General features: G+C 38.4%; 22 protein-coding genes and 1 tRNA gene. 9 read left to right on the forward strand and 14 right to left on the reverse strand.

Features of this window, described 5'->3' with window-relative positions:
- Positions 1-16: 16 nt before the first annotated feature.
- The 14 genes from FHG85_RS02425 to FHG85_RS02490 form a co-directional block, all read right to left on the reverse strand.
- Positions 17-1,381: a T9SS type B sorting domain-containing protein gene (locus FHG85_RS02425; protein ID WP_173072683.1), complete on the reverse strand. Its 1,365-nt coding sequence runs from the start codon at positions 1,379-1,381 to the stop codon at positions 17-19.
- A 79-nt stretch (positions 1,382-1,460) separates the two neighbouring features.
- Positions 1,461-2,768 (reverse strand): UDP-N-acetylglucosamine 1-carboxyvinyltransferase, encoded by a 1,308-nt coding sequence (gene murA / locus FHG85_RS02430; RefSeq protein WP_173072684.1) that lies wholly within the window; start codon positions 2,766-2,768, stop codon positions 1,461-1,463.
- An 11-nt stretch (positions 2,769-2,779) separates the two neighbouring features.
- Positions 2,780-3,364: a DUF4290 domain-containing protein gene (locus tag FHG85_RS02435; protein ID WP_173072685.1), complete on the reverse strand. Its 585-nt coding sequence runs from the start codon at positions 3,362-3,364 to the stop codon at positions 2,780-2,782.
- A gap of 113 nt (positions 3,365-3,477) precedes the next feature.
- The gene (locus tag FHG85_RS02440; protein WP_173072686.1) at positions 3,478-5,775 is read right to left on the reverse strand and encodes an ATP-dependent helicase; all 2,298 of its coding nucleotides are present in this window, start codon (positions 5,773-5,775) and stop codon (positions 3,478-3,480) included.
- Between the two features lie 807 nt (positions 5,776-6,582).
- Positions 6,583-8,514 (reverse strand): choice-of-anchor J domain-containing protein, encoded by a 1,932-nt coding sequence (locus FHG85_RS02445; RefSeq protein WP_173072687.1) that lies wholly within the window; start codon positions 8,512-8,514, stop codon positions 6,583-6,585.
- 19 nt (positions 8,515-8,533) lie between these two features.
- The gene (locus tag FHG85_RS02450; protein ID WP_173072688.1) at positions 8,534-11,080 is read right to left on the reverse strand and encodes a TonB-dependent receptor; all 2,547 of its coding nucleotides are present in this window, start codon (positions 11,078-11,080) and stop codon (positions 8,534-8,536) included.
- Positions 11,081-11,222: 142 nt separating this feature from the next.
- Positions 11,223-12,446, reverse strand: coding sequence for a 3-deoxy-D-manno-octulosonic acid transferase (locus FHG85_RS02455; RefSeq protein WP_173072689.1), 1,224 nt, complete (start codon positions 12,444-12,446; stop codon positions 11,223-11,225).
- 89 nt (positions 12,447-12,535) lie between these two features.
- Complete coding sequence (gene lpxA / locus FHG85_RS02460) at positions 12,536-13,345, reverse strand: acyl-ACP--UDP-N-acetylglucosamine O-acyltransferase (RefSeq protein WP_173072690.1); 810 nt, start codon at positions 13,343-13,345, stop codon at positions 12,536-12,538.
- A complete protein-coding gene (locus tag FHG85_RS02465) occupies positions 13,345-14,742 on the reverse strand; it encodes a bifunctional UDP-3-O-[3-hydroxymyristoyl] N-acetylglucosamine deacetylase/3-hydroxyacyl-ACP dehydratase (protein WP_173072691.1) in 1,398 nt (465 codons plus the stop codon). Before FHG85_RS02465 ends, lpxA begins: the two co-directional genes overlap by 1 nt.
- Positions 14,743-14,792: 50 nt before the next feature.
- Positions 14,793-15,842, reverse strand: coding sequence for a UDP-3-O-(3-hydroxymyristoyl)glucosamine N-acyltransferase (lpxD, locus tag FHG85_RS02470; RefSeq protein WP_173072692.1), 1,050 nt, complete (start codon positions 15,840-15,842; stop codon positions 14,793-14,795).
- 42 nt (positions 15,843-15,884) lie between these two features.
- Entirely contained in the window at positions 15,885-17,144 is a 1,260-nt protein-coding gene (locus FHG85_RS02475) for an HD domain-containing protein (protein ID WP_173072693.1), read from the reverse strand.
- Between the two features lie 52 nt (positions 17,145-17,196).
- Positions 17,197-17,586 carry a DUF1987 domain-containing protein gene (locus FHG85_RS02480; RefSeq protein WP_173072694.1) on the reverse strand — a complete coding sequence of 130 codons (390 nt, stop codon included), beginning with the start codon at positions 17,584-17,586 and terminating at the stop codon, positions 17,197-17,199.
- A gap of 49 nt (positions 17,587-17,635) precedes the next feature.
- Positions 17,636-18,145 (reverse strand): DUF1987 domain-containing protein, encoded by a 510-nt coding sequence (locus FHG85_RS02485; protein ID WP_173072695.1) that lies wholly within the window; start codon positions 18,143-18,145, stop codon positions 17,636-17,638.
- A gap of 104 nt (positions 18,146-18,249) precedes the next feature.
- Entirely contained in the window at positions 18,250-19,698 is a 1,449-nt protein-coding gene (locus FHG85_RS02490) for an oligosaccharide flippase family protein (RefSeq protein ID WP_173072696.1), read from the reverse strand.
- Positions 19,699-19,846: 148 nt separating this feature from the next.
- On the opposite strand from FHG85_RS02490, the gene FHG85_RS02495 reads away from it, so the two are divergent.
- From FHG85_RS02495 to FHG85_RS02535, 9 genes are all read left to right on the forward strand, one after another.
- A tRNA-Met gene (locus tag FHG85_RS02495) sits at positions 19,847-19,919 on the forward strand.
- A gap of 93 nt (positions 19,920-20,012) precedes the next feature.
- A complete protein-coding gene (locus FHG85_RS13375) occupies positions 20,013-20,216 on the forward strand; it encodes a GIY-YIG nuclease family protein (RefSeq protein ID WP_394366220.1) in 204 nt (67 codons plus the stop codon).
- A 104-nt stretch (positions 20,217-20,320) separates the two neighbouring features.
- Positions 20,321-20,572, forward strand: coding sequence for a GIY-YIG nuclease family protein (locus tag FHG85_RS02505; protein ID WP_173072697.1), 252 nt, complete (start codon positions 20,321-20,323; stop codon positions 20,570-20,572).
- Between the two features lie 549 nt (positions 20,573-21,121).
- On the forward strand, positions 21,122-21,370 hold the full coding sequence (locus FHG85_RS02510) for a hypothetical protein (protein WP_173072698.1): 249 nt from the start codon (positions 21,122-21,124) through the stop codon (positions 21,368-21,370).
- 100 nt (positions 21,371-21,470) lie between these two features.
- The gene (locus FHG85_RS02515; protein WP_173072699.1) at positions 21,471-22,625 is read left to right on the forward strand and encodes a hypothetical protein; all 1,155 of its coding nucleotides are present in this window, start codon (positions 21,471-21,473) and stop codon (positions 22,623-22,625) included.
- Positions 22,626-22,693: 68 nt separating this feature from the next.
- Positions 22,694-24,094, forward strand: a complete 1,401-nt coding sequence (locus FHG85_RS02520; protein WP_173072700.1) for a peptidase associated/transthyretin-like domain-containing protein — start codon at positions 22,694-22,696, stop codon at positions 24,092-24,094.
- A gap of 593 nt (positions 24,095-24,687) precedes the next feature.
- A complete protein-coding gene (locus FHG85_RS02525; protein WP_173072701.1) occupies positions 24,688-25,488 on the forward strand; it encodes a hypothetical protein in 801 nt (266 codons plus the stop codon).
- Between the two features lie 2 nt (positions 25,489-25,490).
- The gene (locus tag FHG85_RS02530; RefSeq protein ID WP_173072702.1) at positions 25,491-25,835 is read left to right on the forward strand and encodes a hypothetical protein; all 345 of its coding nucleotides are present in this window, start codon (positions 25,491-25,493) and stop codon (positions 25,833-25,835) included.
- Positions 25,836-26,306: 471 nt separating this feature from the next.
- Complete coding sequence (locus FHG85_RS02535; protein ID WP_173072703.1) at positions 26,307-26,546, forward strand: hypothetical protein; 240 nt, start codon at positions 26,307-26,309, stop codon at positions 26,544-26,546.
- Positions 26,547-26,660 lie beyond the last annotated feature (114 nt).

Below are 26,660 nucleotides of genomic sequence, written 5' to 3' on the forward strand. Positions count from 1 at the left end.
TTCTGTATTTAACCAATTATTTCCCTCTGAAGAGGTGCAGGAATCCCTTGTAGGGGCCTCTGGCAAATTTTCGGTTATCCCATCCACGGGCTTCAATAATAAAGTAGTAGACGCCTTCGGCAGCATCGGTTCCGATGTTGGTTTTGCCATCCCATCCTTCCCAATCGTGTGGGTTGCCACTATACTCATATACCAGTTTACCACTCCGGCTAAATATTTTTATTGAGAATGAGCTGATAGAGCGGATGCTTGCATCGGTATCGGAGAATACAAAACGGTCGTTAATGCCATCGCCATTGGGTGAAAAAACGTTAGGAATTATATCAGCGCTTAGCTTGGATGAGTCAACCTTTATGTCGGTAATTATGGAATCGATGCAACCAGAAGAGGTGTTAACCGAGTAGTGGTAGATTGTATAATATCCGGGCACCATAATATTTTTATCGGGGTAGGCATCGTTTCGGGTTGCAATAAGGGAGCTATCGCGCCAAATTACATAGTTAAAATCGCCTAGGGGTTCAATTTTTTTTGTGGTCATCTTCCAGTAAATTGAATCGCAGTTAAGGCTTTTACTTTCAAGGCGCAGGCCAAGAAGCGCTTCGTATTCCCCGTTAGAGTCCCAGTCTTTCCATGAGCCATCTTCATCAACCTGAATCAAATCATCGGCTTTAGTGGCTATTGCTGTAATCTCGGGTGTTGAAAGTGATAGAGTGCGACCAAAAGGATTGACAATGGTTATTGTATAGGACGAATTGTATAGCGGAGCGGGTTCCTCAATTACTAATCGGAGCTGTTTCTCTTGCGAAACATCAATTCTACTATCGGATGAAGTCCATGTTATATTATCGAAATATTGTTTCCCATAGGTGTTGTTCTCACGGTTTGGATTACGAGATAAATCGAAGTAGGCAAATCTGTCGTAAGGAATATTGTACGACGATGGGGTTGTGATTGGATTAAGCTCAAGAAACTCACAGTTATTGTCAATCTCGATATTGTTTAAAGTGACATCATCGGTAAAGAGCCAGCATGTGTATGTTTCGGTTGAGTCGGTATTATCAGTTATTTCAACTCGATAGCCACCTTCGGCAAGCGATTCCTTAAGCGATTGGCTAAGATTGCTTTCCTCTGCGAAAAGCTTAAACTTTAATGAGTCGGTGTTGTACCTGTACCATTTGAAAGTTGATGGATTCCCCGTTGAATGGGCAGCGCTGAGGTTTCCTGTACTGCCATAAAAAACAAAGATGGAGTCTTGCTTGGTGGTATTAACATACTCCGTTAGCAGCGACAAATCCCTTCCTGGGGCAACTACCTGAGCATGTATGCTAATTGTTCCAGCTAAAAAAGTAAAAAATGCTATTACTGTTTGAATTGCTCTCATTTGTTTTTAAGGTGTTGTTACATGGGTTCAGGGTATAAAACGCAATTAAATGATTAATATTTTTGATTCACTGAATTAGTTAGGGCAGTCGACGAATATCAGCACCTATGGCATTAAGACGACCATCAATATTTTCGTATCCGCGGTCAATCTGTTCGATATTATGAATAACGCTTTTACCTTCGGCCGAGAGCGCAGCAATAAGGAGTGCCACACCAGCTCGAATGTCGGGCGAGGTCATTACCGTAGGACGAAGTCTTAACTTTCTGTCGTGACCAATAACCGTAGCCCGGTGAGGGTCGCAAAGAATGATTTGTGCCCCCATATCAATAAGCTTATCGACAAAGAACAGGCGGCTCTCAAACATTTTTTGATGAATCAGAACAGAGCCTTTAGCCTGAGTTGCAACCACAAGAAATACGCTAAGCAGGTCGGGAGTTAGTCCAGGCCATGGGGCATCGGCAATGGTTAGGATTGAACCATCAATAAAGGTCTCAATCTCATAGTGCTGCTGCGCTGGGATATGTATATCATCATTTTGTACCTCGAACTGAATTCCCATTCGGCGGAATGCATCAGGAATAATGCCGAGATTACTGTATGAAACATTTTTAATGGTGATGTCGCTAGCGGTCATGGCAGCCAAGCCAATGAATGAGCCAATCTCAATCATGTCGGGCAGTATGGTATGGGTACAGCCTCCAAGGGATTCAACTCCATCAATAGTTAGCAGGTTGGAACCAATGCCCGAAATTTTAGCGCCCATGCTAACAAGCATTTTGCACAGCTGCTGAACATAAGGTTCGCAAGCGGCATTGTATATTGTTGTTCTACCAGGAGTAAGAACTGCAGCCATTAGTATATTTGCTGTACCTGTAACCGAAGCTTCGTCGAGCAGCATATATGCACCACGCATATTCTCCCCTTTGAGGGAGAAGAAGTTTTCGCGATTGTTGAAATCGAATTTAGCGCCAAGTTTTTGGAATCCTAGCAGGTGGGTGTCAAGCCTACGTCGGCCAATTTTATCGCCACCAGGCTTTGGAGCATATGCTTTGCCATATCGTGCAAGTAGAGGTCCAACAACCATTATTGATCCCCTAATGGCCGATGCTTTAGTCTTGAATTCCTCTGTAGTCAAGTACTCAATATCAACATTTGAAGCCCTGAAGGTGCACTCCGATGGAGCTGTTCTTTTGACTTCAACTCCCAATCCTTGAAGTAGTTCAATTAGCTTGTTTACATCACGTATATTAGGTATATTTTTGATGGTAACGGGTTCTGAGGTTAGCAAGGTGGCACAAAGTACCTGTAGTGCTTCGTTTTTTGCTCCTTGAGGGAATAACTCACCTTTTAGCGGTTTACCACCATAAACTTCAAATGTTGCCATAAGGAATTAGATTAGCGTTTGCGATGATGCTTTGATCGCCGGTTACCTCTTACCTCTCGCTTGTCGATTAGTTTTGAGCCAGGAGCCATAATAAGTTTTCCACCGCTAAGGGTTTCCATATCACGGAAAATATCCTCATCGGTTACCGACTCCTTATTCCAAGTGATGTTAGCTTTTTTCATTTGGTTGGCTATGAGCTGCTTAAAGGCTTCCTTCTCTGGGCCCTCTTCCATCTCAATGGCCTTCGCAATCATCTGCTCAATTATTCTTCCGTAGTGCTTATAGTGGATGGGGTTATTGGGGTAGGGAACCTTTCTGGGTTTTTCGTTGTATTTTTCCAGTTGAGGTTTTGGGAATGGGGAATCTATATCAAGTTTAAAGTCGGACATGATAAATAGGTGGTCCCAAAGTTTTTGGCGAAAGTCGTTGATGTTACGTAAATGAGGGTTCTGGTTCCCCATTATAACGATGAGCGATCGCGCAAGCCTGTTCCTTTCCTCCCTATCTTCCAAGTTGGTAATATAATCTACCATCTGTTGGATGTGCCTTCCATACTCTGGCAGTCGCAACTTTTTCCTTTGTGTATTGTAGTCCATTGAAAATGATTAACTGTGAATATATAAAACTTATACGTTGCCTACATTACAAATATAAATCAACGAAGGCAAAAATCAAAAAGAGTTACTTACTGTGAAGGCAGAACAGATTATTAATCTACCTTTTTCAGATTTGCAAATTTAAGCAATAAATTTTTACTACCAGCCATACGAAAATTAACCATAGCTTTTCGGTTTGGACCATCGCCTTCAATGTTTTCAACAATGCCATCGCCAAATTTAGCGTGGTAAACCTTCATCCCAATTCTAATATCGGCAGGAGCAATATCTTTTAGATTTTTAGGGGGTGTTGAAATTGTAGCAGAATTAGCTTTTGGGTTGGTTGAGGCTACGTTTTGAGTCGAAGGTTTGTTATAATAGCTTCGTTGTGTAAAGTTTTGCCTTGTGTTTTGTGGCGATGAGCTCTCCCATTGATTTTCGTCGAAAGATGCTTCGATGTATTGGGGGTCAATCTCCTTAATAAATCTACTTGGTGAGCAATTGGTAGATGTGCCCCAGCGGAAGCGAGTTTGTGCATATGAGATAAATGCCTTTTTTGCTGCACGTGTTAGAGCCACATAGAACAATCTACGTTCCTCTTCGATATCTTCTGCCGAAGAGATGCTCATGGTAGAGGGGAATAGGTTTTCTTCTAAACCCGTTAGAAAAACATAATCGAATTCTAGTCCCTTTGCCGAGTGCACGGTCATAACGCTAACTCGATTATTATCCTCATCTTTATCTGTATCCTGATCAGTAAGTAGGGCTACATTCTCGAGGTAGTCGACAAGCGTAACGGTTTCTTCGTATCCTTCTGCCTTTCTGCCCTCAATAAATTCACGAATACCGTTAAGCATCTCCTCGATATTTTGTAGGCGAGAAATTCCCTCTTGGCTCTTATCTGCTTTTAGATCGCTAATTAGGCCCGAAGCATTTGCTATATGGTAAACTGCTTCATAAGCATCCTGATTATAAATTTTTTGTTGGAACGATATGATGAGATTTCGGAAGTCGTCAAGTTTTTTTACTGCGGCTGGTTTTATTGCGCCAGTGGTATTACCTAGCACGCCAACGGTTTGCCAAAGACTAAGCCCTTGTTGGTTGGCCAGCTCTTGCAAATGCCCCATTGTTGTGTTGCCGATACCACGGGCAGGGTAGTTCACCACCCTTCGGAATGCCTCATCATCATTTGGGTTTACAGTTATGCGAATGTAAGCAAGTAGGTCCTTGATTTCCTTGCGCTGGTAGAACGACAAACTACCATAAATTCGATATGGGATATTTCGCTTGCGGAGGGTTTCTTCAAAAATACGCGATTGCGCATTAGTACGATAAAGGATGGCTATATCGCTATAGTTGCAGTGGGTTTGGTGAACTATGTTAAGAATCTCCGATGCAATCAAAAAACCCTCCTCTTGGTCGGTATATGCGCTAATCAGTTTAATTTTTTCACCTTCCTCGTTACTTGAGTAGGCTATTTTGGGAATTTGCTTCTCGTTTTTAGCAATAACGCTGTTTGCAGCATTTACAATGGTTTGCGTTGAACGGTAGTTTTGCTCAAGTTTAAACAGACGATAATCCTTGTAGTCGTTCTGAAAGTTAAGAATGTTTTCAATCTTAGCACCACGGAACGAGTAAATGCTCTGAGCATCATCGCCTACCACGCAAAGATTCCTGTGACGCTCCGAGAGCTTTTTAACAATTAGATATTGTGAAAAGTTGGTGTCCTGATACTCATCTACTAAGAAATAGCGGAAGCGTTCCTGGTATTTTTGGAGCACATCGGGGAAGTCACGGAAAAGGACATTTGTGTTAAGTAGCAGGTCGTCAAAATCCATTGCCGATGCCTTTTTACATCGCTGAGCGTAAAGGGTGTAAATTCTATGAATCTCTCCTTTACGAGCTCTAACATCTTGTTGAATGATTGATGCATTCTGCGAATATGCTTGAGGTGTTATTAGGTTGTTTTTAGCAAGAGAAATTCTCGATAGTATTTCGCCCGGTTTATACGATTGAGCGTCAAGCTTCAACTCTTTAATTATTTGGGTGATAAGATTCTTGGAATCTGTTGTGTCGTATATTGTAAAGTTCCTATCGTAACCTAAATGCTCAGCCTCACTTCGGAGTATTTTAGCAAAGATGGAATGAAAGGTTCCCATCCAAAGTTTAGATGCTGTTTCTTGCCCTACTATCTTGGCAATACGCTCCTTCATTTCACGAGCAGCCTTGTTGGTAAAGGTAAGAGCCATTATTGACCATGGCTTAACACCAATAGTTAAAAGGTGTGCAATTCTATATGTTAGCACACGGGTTTTCCCCGATCCTGCCGATGCAATAACCAAACTTGGTCCTTCGGTATTTGTAACTGCTTCGCGCTGTATTTCGCTCAGCTCATCTAAATAGTTCGACATCTATAACCTTCTCGTTTTAGCTATACAAAAGTAGTGGTACTAAATGAGTACAACAAGAAAACAGGGTGTTTGTTATTAACATTAGGGTGCATTGTGCTGTGTACATTGTGCTGTGTACAGTGTACAGTGTGCAGTGTACAGTGTGCAGTGATAAGAGGTTTATCATGACGAAAAGTCGAGGTATCTCTTGTGGAGGAATATGAGGAAGTTTGACGAAGTTAAAGGAATTTAAAAGGATGAAACGGAATGATTCGGAAATAATCGTAATGTATCGGAAGTGCCTTTTTACTCCGAACCTGCCAATGTTGTGCTTGTAGTGGCTGAGCCTGTCGAAGCCACTTTTTTCCAAAGAATATGAGGAAGTTAAAAGAAGTTAGAGGAAGTTAAAGGAATAAATCGGAATGACTGGAAGATTTAAGTGGCCATATTTGATTTTCCTCCCGTATGCCTCTGTGTAACTCTGTGGTGTAAAAAAATAAAATGCAGATGCCTCAAATAAACAAAACTTTTATCGTTAACGCTTAACGTTTTACGTTTAACGCCTTTTATCCTTCTTCGCCGGACAAATCTGAAATCTTGAATTTGAAATCTTGAATTATTGTCATGCTGAGCTTGTCGAAGCCACTTTTTTCAAAGAATATGAGGAAGTTAAAAGAAGTTAGAGGAATTTAAAAGAATGATACGGAATGAACCGGAAATAAACGGAATGATTCGGAAGATTAAGGGAAGTACTTGGGAAAACTTATTATAATAAAAAATAGGGCGAAGATACCCTCGCCCTATAAAAATGCTGTGGATTATTTTTGATTACCTGTTCCAGCTAACATCTTCTGAAGTAAGTTTACCCTGATTAACCATCTCATCCTCAATGTCTTTTTTGCGTTCAAAGAATGGGTGAGTGTCTTTGGTTTTCTGGAAGATGCCAACATAGTAGTAGTTGTTGAAATCATTTTCAAAGGTCTTAAAGTAAACCCAGTAGTAAACAGGGAATCCAGCAACCTCGGATGTAGCATCAGGGTATTTCTCAGAGAGTAGAATGGTTAGGCCCTCTTCGAGTCGTTCCCAAGTCAAAGCAATCTGTTCCTCTTCGGTTAGTCCTTCAAATCCAGGAATATTATACTGTGTACGTTTCGACAAACGAAGATCGAAGTTGCTATAGTATGCACTTGCTCCAAAATAGAACTCATCGTTACCATAGCTGCTACCATAAGAGCGATCTAAATTGTTGTAAACCCAATCAACAAGAAGTTGATAATCGGAAGCACCAAGTGTTAAGTGAATTGTAGGATCAAAGAACCATTTTGTACCATCGTTGAAGAACTGATCGGAATGTGTATCAAGGAAGTCGTTAATTGTCCACTCGCCATTTACCTTGTTAAATTGGAGAACAGTTGCAGAAGAAACATCGTCTTTATCATTTCTAAAGGCAACGTTTTTAACCTCACCATCAAGTGTATAAGGGAACTTTACTTTAAGGTAAATTGGGAGGTAAGTTTGAGCATCAGTAGTTGGGATATAGCCATTAGTAAATCCCAACTCCTGATAATCTGCATCGCTTAGAATAAGAATATCAGAAGCTAACTTCCATTTGTTGCTATTTTTAGAGTAGACCGTGTACAACTTTTTAGTTTCATCAACATTAAGAATAGTTGCATCATCCGAAATTGTCACATCATCAATTTGGTAGGTGGTTGTAGCTGAGTTGTCGGTTCCGTTACCAACATATTGGAAAGCAACATAAATAGTATCTCCTTTATAGCTTGATAAATCAAATGAACCAGCATCCTCGAAAGAAGCACCATAACCACTTGTTGGTTCTTGAGGTAACGTGAAACTTGATGTGATATCGGTCCATGTAGCAGTAGCAATGTTGGCTTCGTTACCATCAAAATCATCAGAGATCAAAATATGTAAGCAGTCAGCATTGTAAAAACCAACCTTAACCTTAAACGTTAACATGGGGTTAGCAATGGTATCGAGTTTGTCAAATTTGCGAATTAGCCAAACATCATTCTGCTCTCCGGAATTGTACGACGACATTTGGGCATAAAGATTCCCACTATAAGATCTGTAATCCCATGTCTTTGTTCCTATTAAGTCCTTATTAATCCAAGCATTGGCAACAGGATCGTAGGCTGTGCCCTCTTCAAAATCAAATTTTACTTTCTGTAATAAACCTCCAGTAGTGTAAGCTTCCTCTGCAGAATAATTATATGCTATAAACCTATATTTTCCATCAGAGTCATCTGGAAAGATTTTATCAAGAAGCACAGGTAGGCTATCCTCAACATTTACTGTTGGAGTAAATGCTTCAACATAAAGAGTATTACTACCCCAAAGTTTTTTGTAATCGCTTGTAGTTAAGGTATATATCGATGATAAGTCGGCAAAGTAGGAAGGGAGAGCCGCAAACTCATTATAGGTAATTTTTGCTGAGGAGCCTTTGCTTAATGCGGGGAAGTTATTAGCTAGAATTGCGGGTATGTAATCTTTACCAGGAAAACGACTGTTGAAAGCCAAATTTGATTTAATGGCTTTTGCAAGAGTGCTATCATCTTTTGTAGTAGCATCTTTTAGTGCGGCATTACTGGCTGTGGCATAATCAGCATCTACAAGTGTGTACTCAATCGACTCCTTGTAGGGTTCTTGGGCATCGTCGAGCTGCTTATAGGTATCCTCCAGAGGGTTACACGACCAAAGCAGCGTGGCTCCAAATAGAAAAGCAAATATCTTTTTCATAATTGTATCTCCTTAATGATTAAAAGTTAATTCTTAAACCGGTTGACCAAGTTCTACCAAAACCAAAGAAAACATAAGAAGTCATTGCATCATGTAGTGAGCCATCGGTAGCATCGGCAATATACTCAGTGTTTAAGAGGTTGTTAACGTTGCCATAAACAGATGCATTAAGATTGCCAATTTTAAAACGATAGTTGGCATCTAAGTCAATAATGTAGTAGTTTGGCATTCTCCAGGCATCTACTTGACTTTCAGGTGATGTGCGTTTTGTTGGGTCAAAATCGGCATAGTTTTTAGCATACCAGCTAACATCGGCACCTATTTTTAGTTTAGGTAGCACCTCGTAGTTTACTGAAAGGGCAGCAGTAACCTGGGCAGAGTTCCCTACATGTACATTCTTTATGTAGGCATTGTAGGTACCAATTGCTTGTTGGTTTTGGTCAAATAATGTAAAGTTAACATTATCGGACCATACGTAGTCGCCCCAGGAGAACATAGCTCTGATATCGAGTTTAGAAATAGGTTTAACTACACCTTCAACCTCAACACCCTGGTGTAAAGCGTTAATACCAGTGATGTTGGCAGTTTGTCCAGCAAGACTCTTTACTAGGCCTCTATCGTTCCATTGTGTTCTGAATAGGTTAACCTTCACGCTAAATATTTTAGCAGTATAGTTGTAGCCTAATTCAGCTGTGATTATGCTTTCGTACTTGACATCATTATTAAATTCATTGGTATAGTTAGGGAATGCATTGCGGAACGTAGGAGCGCGCTTAATGTAACCACCGTTAACAAATACGTTATGCTCGCCATAAACCTTGTAGTTGAAACCTGCCTTTACATTCCAAGGGAAAAAGTCGTACCAGGGAGTTGTTCTGTTTCCGGGTTCGTATTGGAAGTAGTCTATCCTACGGAACATGTTGTCGGCAACAGCCATGGATAGAAAACCTGAGTATTGGTCGGTAACGTATTCGCCTTGTGCAAAGAGGCCTAACCAAAGAACTTGACCAAGGTTATGATAGTTAATGTAATCGCCCTTATATAGGGGTTGATTTGCAGGACGGTTAATATCTTTAGAATCCAGGAAGTATTTTCCGCCGAGCAGGTCTTCAACCTTATAGGCGTGAACACCATTATAGAAACGGCCATCAAAACCTGCAGTTATTTTTAGGTCGTCAATATTTTTGGTGTAGGTTGATAGGGCACCGTACCACTGATGGTCGTTAACTGCATTGGCAATAATACAGGTTGAACCATTAAGAGAAGCGGCATTTTGCTGAATAACCCAATCATAGTCGTAGTAGCCCTCTGCTGTAAGGGCGGTATTATCATAGGGTAAGCCCGATGGGTATTGTCTATTCAGCCAGTTTGCATTTAGCCCATAAACCCTACGTCCGCCACCTGTTGCTAAAGATGCGTATAAATTGGTTACAAGCATAGAGCTCTCATCTATTTTCCAGTAATGGTTTAGCGACATTTGTGGTTTGTGGTAGAAGTTATAGGCATAGGCTGATGTGTAGATTTTACCATTTCTGTAACCAAAGTCGGAGTTCCATTTTATGCCATTGGGGTTATCTCTATATTCTTGTATTAAGTGCTTATTTGAACGTTGGTTGTGCCATTGAGGTGCACCAAATGCGTTGAAGGTAACCGTGTGCTTTTCGTTAATTTTTTTGGAGATATTTACAAAGTATGAGTAACCTTCAAAGTTTGTAGCTTGAATGTAACCATCACCTTTAGTGTAACCACCCGAAACAGTTACAGCCCAGCCATTGTCGAGTAAACCAGTAGAAACGGTAAAGTTTTGCTTGGTATACCCATCGTTACCCATACCATAGTAAACAGAACCGCCTTGCTTAGCATCGGTTGATTTGGTGATAATGTTAATAGTACCACCAACTGAAGAAAGGGCAAGCTTTGAAGCTCCAAGTCCACGCTGTACCTGCTGATTGGAAGTTACATCGGAAAGTCCAGCCCAGTTACTCCAGTAAACTTTTCCGCTCTCCATATCGTTTACGGGAATACCGTTTATAAGTACTCCAATGTTGTTTGAATCAAATCCACGTAGATATATTCGGGAATCGCCAAAGCCACCACCTTGGCGGGTTGCGTAAACCGAAGGTGTAATTCTTAGAATTTCGGGGAACTCTTTGTTACTAAGCTTTTCAATAATGATTTTAGGTTCAATTGTAGATACCGCAACTGGTGTTGTGCGATCGCGTACAAACGATGCAGTAACAAGAACTTCGTCAATATCTACAGAACTAGGCTCAAGTTTGATTGTGCCTAAGTTGAGCTCTCCAGAAACATCAACAGGCATTTCTAGGTCTAAGTAGCCTACATAACTAAATTTTAGAGTGTGTTTGCCTTCTGGAACCTTGAGTGCAAACGATCCGTCAACATTTGTAGATAATCCAATGGTTGTGCCTTCAATCACAACCGCTGCACCAATTAGGGGAGAGCCACTATTTGAGTCGACAACTACTCCCTTAATTACTCCCTGTCCGAGTGCCCAGATAGGGGCGAGGAAAAGGATTAATGATAGAACCCAATTTTTTCTTCTCATAGGTCTTTTGTTTTTGTTAGTCTTTGTGTTTATTGTTTTTAGAATTGGTTTTCAAAATTAATATCAAAAGATGTGCATGTTTGAATGCATAGGTTAAGTTTACATTAAATCATCGCAAACGTTTGCAAAGGGTGCCTTTTTGCTAAAAGATTAATTCAATGATTTTTTGAGTAGCACCAACACCCGAATTTACTAATTCTTTTGCTTGATTTGCAGCTAGTTGGTAGGTGTTTTTGTGAGATAGGAGGGAATTTAGTAAATTCTTAAACTCATTGTACGATTTAATAGAAAATCCTGCTTTTTTATCTATTAAATCTTTGGCTTCTTGGAATTTATTGTAGTTTGGACCAAAAATTACTGGAACGCCATAAACTGCGGCTTCCAGAGTGTTGTGAATGCCTGCACCAAATCCGCCCCCAATGTATGCCACAGTAGCATACTGGTATATGGAAGATAGTAGGCCTATGGTATCAACAATAAGAATGTTTGATTCCTTAGCATTGTTAAAGTCTGAATCGGTGAAACGAACAGGAGGAGTAGGGGATTTGCGTATTATTTCTTGAATGTGCGATTCTTCAATCTCGTGTGGTACTACAATAATTTTTAGGTCGGGGATTTCTTTTGCTAGTGGCAAAATGATTTCCTCGTCTTTGGGCCATGTGCTGCCAGCAACTAGTACTTTATGTCCTTCAGCAAATATTTTAACTAGTGGAATGTCTTTTGCTTCTGAAGCTATTTTAGAAACCCTATCATATCGTGTATCGCCTGTAACAACAACATTGCTATAACCAATACTTTCTAGTAAGGCTTTGGATGTGTTGTTTTGAACGAAAAAGGTGGAGAACGCCTTAAGAAAATTTCTGTACCACTTGCCATAGGGTTTAAAGAAAATCTGATTTGACCTAAATATGCCGGATACTAAGTAGGTTGAAATGTTTCGTTGCTTTAGCACGTTAAGGTAGTGGTACCAGAATTCATACTTGACAAATATCGCCATTTGTGGATTTATCAAATTGATAAATCGCTTAGCATTTCTTTTGGTATCGAGGGGTAAATAAAAGATATAATCGGCCCCTGGATAGTTTTTCCTTACCTCATAGCCTGATGGTGAAAAGAAGGTGAGTAAAATTTTTTTGTTTGGGTCTTTTTGCTTGATTGCTTCAATTACAGGTCGTCCTTGTTCAAACTCGCCTAAGGAGGAGCAATGTATCCAAATAGGTGGATTTGCAGGGTCGATTTGTTTGCTGATTTTTTCCCAAATGTTTTTTCGTCCTATGCGAAAAAGCTTTGCTTTGGTGTTAAAAAGAGAAGCGAAGTTTACTAAGAGTTGATATAATCTGATCGACAGGTTGTAAAGAAACACCATAAGACTCTAAGCAATGGTTTAAAGATTTTTCAAATATACAAAAGGGAATAACCTATTCCAAAAAAAAAGCCGGCAAAAGCCGGCACTATTTAGAGTTCAATTCCCTCTTCGGGATCGGAACCAGTGTACTCTCTAACAATACCACGTTTAGAGGTTTTTATGAATTCGCAAATTAGCTGCCTTTCTGGAGTGTTTTCAACGTTTTCTTCAATGTATTTCAGCGCTTGAGAAACGTTCATTCCCTTATTGTAGAGATTTCGGTAAATCTCTTGAATAGTGGCAATTTGTTCGCGCGAGAATCCTCTACGGCGAAGCCCAACAAGATTAATTCCAGCGTAGGTTAGAGGTTCACGTGCAGCAATTATGTATGGAGGTATATCCTTGTTAACTTTGGAGCCACCTTGTACCATTACATGGGCACCAATTTTTTCAAACTGATGAACTAATACATGTGCACTCAAAATTGCAAAGTCGTCAATTTCTACTTCGCCAGCAATTTGGGTCCCATTGCCTATAATGATATTATTTTTAAGGATGCAATCGTGAGCTATGTGAGAATAGGCCATTAGAAGGCAATTATTCCCAACAACAGTTTTCCCACGTGAGGCTGTACCCCGATTAACCGTTGCGCATTCCCTGATAGTCGTATTATCGCCTATCTCTGCAGTAGTTACCTCTCCCTTGAATTTTAAATCCTGAGGGATGGCTGAGATAACTGCACCAGGAAAGATTCTACAATTCTTACCTATTCGAGCTCCATCCATAATGGTTACGTTAGGACCAATCCAAGTACCATCACCTATTACTACATCGCCTGCAATGTAAGAGAATGGTCCAATAGTTACATCCTTGCCAATTTTGGCATCGGGATGAATGAATGAGTTGCTATGCTGTGTCATTATTCTTTAACTTTTGTAATTTGTGCCATCAGTAATCCTTCCATAACCAGCTGGTCGCCAACAAATGCCTGACCTGTCATGTTTGCAATTCCTCTACGAATGGGTTCGTTAAGAAAACATTTAAATATTATAGTGTCACCAGGGACAACCTTGCGTTTAAATCGAACCTGGTCGATTTTTAGAAAGTAGGTAAGGTAATTTTCAGGATCGGGAACGGTGTTTAAAACGAGTATTCCCCCGGTTTGAGCCATCGCCTCAACCTGTAAAACGCCAGGCATCACAGGTTCACCTGGGAAGTGGCCAACAAAAAAGGCCTCATTCATGGTGACATTTTTTACGCCAACCACTGTAGTCCCATCCAGGTATATAATTTTATCTATTAAAAGGAAAGGAGGTCTGTGGGGCAATGTCTTCATTATTTCATTGATATCCTTTACAGGGGGCTTGGTTGGGTCATAAACTGGTGGGGTTGGCTTAAGGCGTTCTTGTTTGTAGTGTTTACGCAATATTTGAGCAAAATCGGTATTGGCTTTATGACCTGGACGCATGGCAATTATCTTGCCTTTTATTCTCGCACCAACCAGGGCAAAATCACCAATCATGTCGAGCAATTTATGCCTTGCTGGTTCGTTGTCGAAGTGTAAGTCAAGGTTATTTAGAATACCTTCGGGTTTAACCTTAATATGAGGTTTGTTGAACAAATCGGCTATCCTGTCAAGCTCTTCTTGAGGCACCTCGTGTTCCATGATAACTATGGCATTCTCTAAATCACCACCTTTGATAAGGTTGTGTTTTAGTAGCACCTCAAGCTCATGGAAAAAAACAAAGGTTCTACAAGGCGATATCTGTTCTTTGAACTCATCAATAGAGTTCATTTTAGCATACTGATGTCCTAAAACTCTTGAGTTGTAATCAACCATTACATCAATGCTAAACTTATCATCGGGATAGATGATGATTTCGATGTTATTCTTTTCATCGGTATACACCATCTTTTCTTTGATGATAAGATAGTTGCGCTCGGCGCCTTGTTCTACAGTGCCAACTTTTTCTATAGCTTCAACAAAATATCGTGAACTACCATCCATTATGGGCATTTCAGGCCCATTTACCTGAACAATTGCATTGTCGATACCCATTCCGTAAAGTGCAGCCATCATGTGTTCAATGGTATGCACCTTTACATTCTTTGTTGCTATAGTTGTTCCTCTTGAGGTGTCAATAACATGATCGGCAATGGCTTCTATTTTAGGCTGGCCTTCCAAATCGGTACGTTGAAATACTATACCTGTGTTTACTTCGGCAGGAAGAATAGATACTTCAACATCGGCTCCAGTGTGCAAGCCCTTGCCTTTTAGTGTAACGGGTTGGTTTATTGTTCGTTGCTTGTCTGCCATGGTTAAGCTTTTTTTGATTAACAACAAAAAGGCGCTAAAGCGCCTATTTCCTATTTGTTATCTAACTTTTGCAATAGTTCTTGTACTGTACGTTCTAATTCCGAAACCTTTTTCATTAGTTCAGGAAGATTCCTGTAAACAGCAGAGGAACGTCGTTCCTTGCTAATTTCTATTGCGGGACTTCCTAAAAGGATAGTTCCTGGTTTACGGATATCACCAGAAATGCCCGATTGTGCGCCAACTTTAACCTCATCGGCAACCTTAACATGTGGGCTAACTCCCACCTGTCCACCAAACATACAATTTTTACCCACTTTGGTTGAGCCTGCCACACCAGTTTGTGCTGCCATAACGGTATTCTCTCCAATTTCTACGTTATGGGCAATATGTACGTGGTCGTCAATTTTAACACCTTTACGTAAAATGGTCGAGCCCATTGTTGCCCTGTCGATTGTTGCATTGGCACCTATTTCAACGTAGTCCTCTACAATGACATTCCCAATCTGTGGAATCTTTTTATAGTTAGTGTCGGCACCAGAGGCAAATCCAAATCCATCGGCTCCAATTATGGCACCACTATGTACCATGCAGCTATTACCAATGATGCACTCTTCGTAAATAACAACTCCTGGATATAGAGTAACGTTGTTGCCAATTTTAACATTAGGTCCTATGTAAACCTGCGGATAAATTTTTACGTTATCGCCAATTGAAACACCCTCGGCAATATATGAGAAAGCACCAATGTATGCATCAGCGCCAATTTTGGCCGATTCATGGATGTACGATGGTTGCTCTATGCCGCTTTTGGGTTGCTTTGATTGGGCATATAAGTCGAGAAGTGAAGCAAAAGCTTCGTATGCATTTTTCACCCTAATAAGGGTGGTGGTAATAGGCTGTTCTGCAACAAAATCATCGTTAACAAGTACTATTGATGATTTGGTTGTATAAATATAGGGTTCGTACTTAGGATTAGCTAGAAACGACAATGCTCCAGGGAATCCTTCTTCAATTTTTGCTACGGTAGTTACCTTAACATCAGGGTCACCATCAATAGTTCCGCCTAAGTAATTTGCAATTATCTGTGCTGTAAATTCCATATTAACTTTTTGTAAACAACCTGCAAAACTAATCAAATAAATCTAAATGCCTCGAAGCTCTTTAGGATAACATAGGAAAAATTTTTTTGTTTCGTTCGATAAAGCTTTGGCATTAAGCATATCAGAGGCCTCTGCAATGTCAATTAGTTGCTCGTTGTTGTTTAAAATTTTTATTGATTCATGGCCTGGCTCATATGCACTTAGGCTAATCATGTCGCTAAAAACAAAGTAATCTGAAAAATTGGAGAGGTTGGGGTACTTGTTTTTGAACTCAAAATCAAGTCTGTCTATCCGATTGGGAGCGAAAGGAGTGTTGCTTAGCTCTATAGATGGCAACCGTCTGTTCACAATTGAACTCGCTAATCTTGAGAGCACTTTGTCGGGGTGGTCAACCCATCTTTTAGCTGCAACCATTATATCGGCATCATCAATCTTTGAAAATAAAACTAATGGTTGAGGTATTTCATTAGATGTATCACTGGGTAAAAAATCGCTTTTGCTAAGTGAAGAGCTTAAAAGTAAATAAAGCGGTCCATCGCAAATGGATTTGTCACCTGCTTTTATTAGATCTTTAGCACGGTTTAATAGCTTAATTAGAATTTGTTCAGCGGCAACAACAGTTTTATGGAGATAAACCTGCCAGTACATTAATCTTCGAGCAATAAGAAACTTTTCAATTGAGTAAATGCCTTTTGCCTCAACCACAAGGTTGTCGTCAATAACATTTAGCATCTTAATTATTCGCTCAGAGCCAATAACGCCTTCGGAGACTCCTGTGTAAAAGCTGTCACGTTTAAGATAATCCATTCGGTCCATATCAAGCTGTCCCGAAATAAGTTGATGGAGAAAATGGCGTGAATACTTATCTTCAAAAATGTCAATGGCTAATGAGAGTTTTCCACCGAACTCTTTGTTTAGCTGGGTTAAAAAACATTTACTAAGAAACTCATGGTTTATTCCATTCGCAATAACATGCTCAAGAGCATGTGAGAATGGGCCATGCCCAATGTCGTGAAGTAATATGGCAACCGATGTAGCCTCAGCTTCTTCATCGGAAACACTGTGACCCTTACTACGAAGGGTTTCAATTGCTAAATCAAGCAGATGCATTGCACCAATGCTGTGCTGAAATCGGGAGTGTGTAGCTCCAGGATAAACCAAATGGCTTAGCCCGAGCTGCTTGATATTTCTAAGCCTTTGGAAATAGGGATGTTCAATAATATCGAAGATTAGCGGATGGCTAATGCTAATAAAACCATGAACAGGGTCGTTAACTATTTTCTTTTTATTGGTGGGTTTCATAAAAAACAATCACCCCTTTAGGGGTGATGGGCTGTTAAGTTTGAAAAACTTTTTAAGATCCTTTTATTTCAATCAAATTAAAATCAACCTTGTTAATTAGTGCTTTATAGTCGTTCCCAGCAAAGTAGATATCCTCGTCATCTTCTTCATAGTACCAGTTAATGGTAACCTTTTTGCCAGTATCAACTGCAAGCTTCTCAAACTTTTTCATAATATCAAATATGCGCTTAGACGAACTGGTATTGAAATATTCAAACTTAAGATGAACTATAGTTTCAGGCTTCGGATCATTTGCATACTCATCTATCCACCTTAGTATTGGTTGGTAAAAGTCAATAACATTTTCGGGTATGGAACGACCTTCGATTCGAATAACACCCGTATCAGGGTCAAAATTCACGTAAGGTGTAGTTGCCGTCTCGTTAAGCTCATACTTTTGCATACTCAATAACTTTAATGACTTTACAGCAAATATGCTATAAATTTTAATATTATGAAAGCTCTTGAAGAACTTGGTATTCGTCGCCATGACCATTTCTTACAATAGCATCCCAGTATTTGTAAGAAATTATTGCTTCGGCACCAGTTTTCTTGCTACGAATTTTAACCTTTGTTGCCCGTTGCTTTTCAACATCTTCAGCAATAAACTCAAAGGGCAATTCAAATATCGATTCAAAATCTTCACCTAATTGTTGTACTGCATCGTCGCCATTTTCGTAGTGCCATTTAACGCTAACTTTTGTTTTTTTGCCGTTTACCTCTTCTAACTTTCTAAATATCTCGCTAAGATATTTATTTGAACTACTGTTAGAGTATTCCAAGAATACAATTAGCTGGGTGTTTGGAGCTGGATTGGTGCAATAACTTTCTACCCACTCAAGTATAGGTTGCCAAAATGTAAATGGGTCTTCAGTGATTGAACGACCTTCAATCTCTAATATGCCTTCTTCGGAGAAGTTAATATATGGACAATCTTGGGTTTTTTCTACTAATATTCCCATTGTTATAGGAATTTAAAATTTTTAAACGCACACTTTTTTCAAAGATATTAAAAAAATGTTGTATTACAAGTGGGTTTTTTGATAAGTTTATTCAAACAGTTTGTCTATTCACCTTTTGAATCTTTTAAAAGGGTTATCATGGATTTTAATTTGATTAAGCCTGATAAGAAAGCGAGAACGAGGATTGCTAAAATTGCGCCTATATAACCTAGAATAGAGGCGTTGCTTTTCTCAAAAAATATGACAGAGACAATTATTGTTGCAATAATGAAGATGACGATTTTAAAAGTGATTACCCAATCTATCTTAATCCTAAAGGTTTTTGTAAAGAAGAACCACTGTAAAACCGCTGCTATCCCATTTGAGATTAAATTAACAAATCCTGCTCCTATAACACCAATTTGAGGGATTAGTATGATTGATAGTAGTATGTTTACAACTAATGTGAATAGAGAAATACGACAAAGCAGCCATATGTTCCCATTGGCAGTTAGTGCAGTGCCAAAAAGATACGAAAGCGCTACAAAAAAGAATGATCCCATAAGTAGTTTTAAAACTTCTGCAGAAATTTCAATATGTTCCTTGTACAAAATGGACATAAGTGGTTTGTCGAAAATTATAGTTGGTACTGCAACTGCAATAACCGGAACTATAAGAATTATCATATTGAATCGGAACATATCAGAAATATCTTTTTTTTCACTTAACATTCTTGATATAACAGGTAACATGAGCGATGCAAATAGGAATGGGTACATGTTAAAAGCGTCGAAAAGCCTAAAGGCTTGCGCATAAACACCTGCTGATAATGCACCTTTATCGCTAAGGCGCTCAATAAAAACAGTATCAAGCCTGCTATAAAGAGACATGAGAAGAACCAACGTAGCAAAAGGAAATCCTTCTTTTACTATTTGTTTAATTCTGGTTTTGCTTAAATTGATGTTTATGTGGATGTTATACCTTTTAAGCAGTAACCAAAGAGAGGTGATAAGTGCTAACACGTACGAAAAGGTTTGGCAAAGGGCAAATATGTAAACATTAAATTGCATGTTTGTGTCTCCCCATAAGTATATGGAGATAAGAGCAATCAAAATCAGTTTATCTAGTACACTCAATATGCTGTCGGCTTTAAAGTGATGCAAAGCGTTTAGGTTTGAGCGTATAAATAATATGAATGAGGCCAGTATTTGGTTTGTGGAAAGCAGAATAAGCAATTTGATCTGCTCGTTATTAAAGCCAACCATTATAGCAGCTGCAATGCTTATTATAATGTAAAGCAAGGCTAATGTGGCTTTTATAATGATGATATTGAAGAATTGGTTACTTATCTTATTTGGATGAAAACTTATTTCCCTGTTATTGAAGTTTGTTATTCCAAAATCTAGCAAGAAGTTAAAAAAAAGTGTGAAGTTGAATAGGGTAAAAAACAGTCCATACTCTTGAGCACCTAGAGTGATTTGGACGTTTCGATCGATAGCAAAAATCCAAATGGGCTTTATTACTGCATTAAGCAGTAAGAGGAAGATGAGATTTGTTGTAAAAATGCGCTTCATGTGAATGGCCAATACAAAGTTTTGCAAGATATTTGAAAAAAAGAAAAATATAAAATGTACATGCAAAAACGCACGCTGTTGTTAAAAAACTTTAATTGATTTTTGCGGTTAAATATAAAAGTTCTATATTTGCACCCGAAAACAGAATTGCGGGGTGGAGCAGTTGGTAGCTCGTTGGGCTCATAACCCAAAGGTCGCAGGTTCGAGTCCTGCCCCCGCTACTAAAAACAGAACCCCGCCTGAGGCGGGGTTTTTTGTTATCATGTATGTACCACGTATACGCCATCTACTCGGAGTTGTAGGACAAGATCTACATCGGCTACACGTCGGACCTGGAGGCCAGGCTTAGGGCGCACAACCACCCGAATAATAGGGGCTGGACCAGGCGCTACCGGCCGTGGGAGTTGGTCTACTATGAGGAGTACACCTCAAAGCGAGATGCGCTGACCCGGGAGCGCGAGCTGAAGCAGCACAAAGGTAGGGACTTCATCCGCGAGCTGATAGGACGGAGGGGTTAGCCTGTTGGGCTCATATCAGGCCAAGCCTGACGCAGGTGTACCGAGTCCTGCCCCCGCTACAAAAAAGTAGCCCCGCCTGAAGCGGGGTTTTTTGTTTATCAGGTATGTACTACGTATACGCCATCTACTCGGAGCGGTGCGACAAGATCTACATCGGCTACACGTCGGACCTGGAGGCCCGGCTGGCCGCGCACAACCACCCGAAGAATAAGGGCTGGACCAGGCGCTACCGGCCGTGGGAGTTGGTCTACTATGAGGAGTACACCTCAAAGCGAGATGCGCTGACCCGGGAGCGCGAGCTCAAGGGGCACAAGGGTAGGGACTTCATCCGCGAGCTGATAGGACGGAGGGGCTAGCCCGTTGGGCTCATATCAGGCTAAGCCTGACGCAGGTTTCCGGCCTAGCCGGACCCCCGCTACAAAAAAAAGTAGCCCCGCTAAAAGCGTTTTTTTTTGTTATGTGCGGTAAGTACTACGTATGCGCCATCTACTCGGAGTTGTACGACAAGATCTACATCGGCTACACGTCGGGCCTCGAGGCCAGGCTCAGCGAAGCCTGCGACTTCGTCGTCCATAAGTAGCGGCGTAGATACGCTTCGCTAATCTACGCCGAACTAGGCAATACACAACTCACGATTTTATTATACAAGCCTTTTTGAGTTAAACCCACTTGTTTTTATGTTATAAAACATATTTTTCCTCTTAACTTTTTGTCAGGAGGGCACGAAATTTGTGTTATATTTATGTCTATCCATAAATTTTATTTAAACAACAAAAGAACAAAAAAGAAGAGTGTTATTTGTAACACGCCAACCGTGTGTAGTCGATGCCTAAAGAGGCAAAAGTGAAACTAAATAGTTTGAATTAAATAAAGTAAGTTATTTTTTTATAATAAAAAACTATCTCATGAATACAAAAAAAAATCTAATGTTATTCTCTGTTCTAGCACTTGGATTGGTGTTTTCCTATCAAAGCAAAACTTCTACGCAAATTTCAGTTGACACTCAAATTGATGATGCTTTAACTACACTACATTACAGGTTTAAGCATGGAGGATGCTATGGAGGGAATATTATAAGTTTCATGACAGAATGTGCAAAACTTAGTGGTAAAGATCAAGATTATACCGGCAAAAAAGATAATTGCCCTAGCTAGTTTTTTAGTCAAAAGGTTAGTGCCCCGATACGTTGATAAATTTAATAGGCACGATGTAATGAGGCATTTTATTATTCATTAACTCAAATAATAAATAAAGATGAAAAAGTTAAAAGTCTATTTATCAATTTTTATAGGACTACTAATTTGCGCATGTAATTCACCCAAGAACGATAGTAACAAAAATAGTTCTAGCGCAAATAGGGCTCCGTCAAAACTCACAGTTGTGAGTATTGACACCATTAATTTAAAAACGCCAAATGGTTCAGGCATATATCTGGCTTCATACAACGATGGGAAAATTTACTTTCTTGATAGTAAGTTTGGCGTGCTTAACGTTTTCGACACCCTATTCAAGCCATTGGGAACATATTGGGGGATAGGAAACGGACCTTATGAAATACCAAACATACCCAGAAAATTCTGCGCCACTAAAAAACATGGTACCATTGTTGTTTCTGATTTTATCTTCTTAAAAACAGAAAAACTAGGCAAAAGCTTAAAAAAAATCCCTATTAATTATAATGTAAAAGAAACCCTATATGAGCTTCAAAATAGCCCCAATGGGGATATGCATGGTATTTACGAGATTGACTGGTCAAGGTCAGAAAATCGCGTTTCAGTAGCTGGCGTCTATATAGTACTACCCCTTACTAGTTATCACCCAAAGTTCAACGGTTATATGCACGATAAATACTACGAAGAATCAAAACCTGTTGGCCTTTTTGATATTAATACGGGTAAACTAGAAAAACTTATTGGGAAAAAGCCACATATCTACCTGGAGAAAAGATACATTCCAAATTTTGATCAGGTGTTTTTTGATTGCAACGACACCATTATCTATCTTTCATTTGCCGCAGATAGCGGAATATATGCATACAGCACAAACGGTAAGCTACTAAAAAAGTTTGGGCGCTCACACAAAGGATTTAACTCGGAATACCCCAAATATAATGGGAACTGGGAAGAGGCCGACAAAAACTATGTAAATGAAAGAAGTAGATTTAGCTCCTATGGCACAATTAAGGTTGATAAAGAAGGAAACACCATTGTACGACACGTATTCCTGAATAAGGATGCTGGTGGTGTTTTACAAGTTTACAGAAACGATAATCTTATTGGAGCAATACCTGTTGCTCAAGACTACACGCTAATAGATGTTGTAGGAGAATCAATATATGGCTATTTAAAGAATAACGAGAATATTGTTAATGAAAACAGAATTAAACTAATTAGAATAAGATACCAATAGTAATGCTCATTCTTAAAAGAATAATTACAAAATAACCAAATTGCATAATAGAAATAAAATTTATCATTATGAAAGAGGAAGCAATAAGTATATTTAAATGCTCAGCTACTTTTCTGCTGGCAACTTTTTTCAGCATGGTTATCTGCAGCCCAGCTGCATTATCACAAAACGTTACAATCAAGACAGTGGGAACAGATTCAACCGCAATTGAATACGCAACTGTTTTTTTAAGATCAAAAAACATTACGTACATCACAAACGATGCTGGTGAGCTTGAACTTGATTCGGCTCAGCTTTTTTCTACCGATACTTTAATATTTACTCACATTAGTTACCAAACCGATTCCCTTAATACGCAAGAGCTTAAAACTGATAGCAATGGTGTTTATATTATTTGGCTTGAGCCTAAAGTTCAAAAAATCAACGAAGTTGTCATAAAAAGTAAAAAGATACAATACTATAAAGAACTTATTCGTAATTTCGAAAAATCTAAATCCGATATTCCATTAATTTTTAAAGGTATCCTAACCTATATGGAGACCCAAAATGGCAAGCCATTGTTCTCCTTGGTTAGCGACATAGTCGCAATGCAAGGCAGCAATCAAAAAGATTACTTTAGCAATCACTCACTAGAATGGGACATTCCACATCTAACATTTGCTATCCTTGGCTCTTACTACTATATCGATAGTACTTATAGCTCCCCCGACAGTTACAATGAACTGGACAAATGGTTTAAATTTAAAGAATTGAAATGGACGGAGCTGTTCACTTACGGAAGGGGTCCAATGTCATCAAGGTATTCAAAATATTATGAATACAAATTGGATAGCACTACAGGGGAAGAGAATTTAAAAAAGTACTATCTTTCCTTCAGTAGCATAAGAAAAACCAAATCAAAGCACATTACGATTGGAAAAGGGCAGGTAGTGGCTAACAACAAGCTACAACCGATCCTTATAGTTTACCATAATCCTTTATATCCAATTCGTTACCCTTCTAACAGAATTCATTTTGCAAGGAATATGAAAGAATATAACGAAGTAGATTCCATTGGGTTTATAAATAATGACACCTTAAGTGTGCCAGCTTACATTTCATACACTGCAACATTTCCAAATGGAAGAAAAGTGTCTGCTTCTTTGTCTTTCTATAGCTTTACCCAAAATAATATTCCTAAAAAGAGTGAATACAACACAATTCAAGTTTTAGACTATCTCAATGGACCTGAATATAACTTATATCTTTTACCATTTGATAAAGAGTCAACTAGAACTTCAAAAAAGATAATCGAATTTCAGAATGCTTATAACATTAACTACACTTGGGTCTCAAAGCCTTTAACTATTAGTAAGGAAGAAAATAAATCACATTCAGAGAAATTTATTGAACTGTCACAAAAATACAGGAATCTACTATGGGAAATATTTCAAAACCCGGAATACTGGAGATCATTTTCTTTGCAGTAATTTTAAGCTTAACTAGTTGCATAAAAAAATTGGACAAGCCCCAGTTAGCATTTGATGTCGATTTTTTTGATATTACATAACTCCGATAATGGTGTTAATATGGGAAAAAAGTTGAACCTCTTAAAATTATCTCAATAAAACCTAGCTGCCCCTACACTGGGTATGAGATAGATTATGAAAGCGAAAAAAGTGGTAAAATAATTCTTAAAACACTAACTAAAAACTTAAACCATTTTGAATATATCGATGCAATTGTAAAAACAAATGCAGAAAAAAGGTTTACTCTTTTAAAAGTTAAGTTTTAGCAGCTGCATGTTTAAATTGCAATAAACCTGAAACGTACTTGTTATTTTGTTAATAGATATTGTAAATTATGTAAATAAAAAAATTGTTACTAGAAATATTATCGCATCAATTGCTTTCTTAGCAAAAATATCAGCACATGTTGCAATTTAACAGGACAAAACACATATAGCAGGTGAAGAGAACAAAAAAACAATATGCCAAACTACATAGTGTAGTTGTACATGTATCCCATATTCGAAGTATAGTGTAGCCTTCAAACAATAATGTCAATAAAAATGAATTAACCTATGAGATCTAGTTTACAAATATTAATCATAGCAGCCTCACTTCTGCTATTTGGATGCAATAAAACTGAAAATAAAATCATTGAAAAAGTTGTCGTTGACACTAAAAATCCAGAAACACTTTCCATATCTTTTAAACCCGGTAATTATAAATTATTCGATCTTTCTGAATTTGATACCTTTCTTGGAGAAATAGAAAAGATATGTGTGTATAAGGACGACCTAATCATTTACGATGGTCAGCTACGACTATTCAACTATAATAGCAAAAAAGTTATTGATTTAAGCAAAAAGGGGAAAGGACCCAATGAGTACATTACTGTTAGCGCAATTAGAACTGCTCCTGATGGGGTATACTTTATCGACCGTCGTTCAAGAAAACTAAATAAGGTAAACTTTAATGGTAAGTTAGAACTTAGCATTGACATCGACTCAAACCCATCGGACTTTTTACTACTAAATGATTCTATGGTAGTTTTTTTTCATGGCAGCTTTCCAATTAAAGACAAATTATACAGGACTAGCATTTTTAACATAAACTCAAGAAAGCATACTGATTATCAAATATCATATCCCAAAAGCCATTTAAACTATTTCTATTTTGAGGACTGGAACAATTTTTCGTACTATAACAAAAGTATAAAATTACGATTCAGTGGCAGCAATGAGATTTACTTCATGGACTCCATGTATAGAATAAAACCGATTTTATATTTCGATTTTGGAGATAACACAAAAAGGGAAGAACTTTTAAAAGAAATTATTCCGAAGTTTATGAATTTGTTGAAGATGCAAATAAAATGAATGTGCTGTTTAGAGTAATATCGTTTTATGAAACCTCAAAGTATTATATTTCGACTACTTTTATTAATAAAGATTGGTATATTTATATTTACAACAAGACCACCAAAGCAACAAAGTTCTACAACAAAATAAAACTTGGGGATAACTTGGTAGATATTACTTATGACATCATTCCTAAAGGTTTAGTTGGTGAATATCTTGTCTTTATATTAGAACCAACCTTTCTTGATGAGAATAAAATTGATTTAACCTCAATGAATAGAGGAAAAGCGTTTATTAATAAATTAGATTATACTTCAAATCCCATAATTTTACTAATTAATGAGAACTCGTTAGAGTTAGATTAAATTATTTGAATTTTAACATAAATGCACGGCCATCTACCTTAGAGGTTAATGCAAAAGTACACTTTGATTCTGTAATTCCTTTCCTGAAAGAATCAGAGAGTAACTACAAAAATTGTTATGGCTAGAATAAAAGCTTCATGCCATAACTCATAATTATTTAGGCTTTACATTTGTTCAAACGAGTTGCTTCCTATGAGCAATACTCAACTCACGATTTTACTAAACAAACCTTTTTGAGTTAAACCCTCTTGTATTTATGTTATAAAACATATTTTTCCTCTTGACTTTTTGTTAGGGGGGGTAATTTTGTCTTGTGTTTATGTTTAACCATTTAAAAACTTTTAAAAACAGGAAAAGAAAAATTATACTAAATTTGTACTAAGCCTACCAGGTGGGGGAGGTACACCCAGAGGCACAAACTGGGTCGAAAGGGTGCAAATAAGTTGTTAATCTAAAATAAAGGAGAAAATTATGAGAAAGAAGATCTTAAATGCTTTTGTAATAATAGTAATTGTTGCTATTTCAGTTATTAACATAAGTAACTCTTATAGTAATGTTGCACCTCAAGTTTTAGAAAAAAAAACCAGAGAGGCTGATTGTTATTGGACCTATCAAACTGGTTGGTTTGCAAGTTGGCATATTATGGCTTGTTTTAGTTGTAAACCAGTTGAAGTGAAAGAATTTAGAAACTCATCTATCTGTTCTTTATAATTATGATATAAATTATATCCATACTATGGGCTTAATTTCTACAATTTTTGTTAAGTTCTGAACTAAATTTTAATGTTTTTACAAAATGAAACACCCAGCATATCTTAAACCTAT

Origin of the sequence: Tenuifilum thalassicum (genome assembly GCF_013265555.1) — a bacterium.
Classification (GTDB): Bacteria; Bacteroidota; Bacteroidia; order Bacteroidales; family Tenuifilaceae; genus Tenuifilum; species Tenuifilum thalassicum.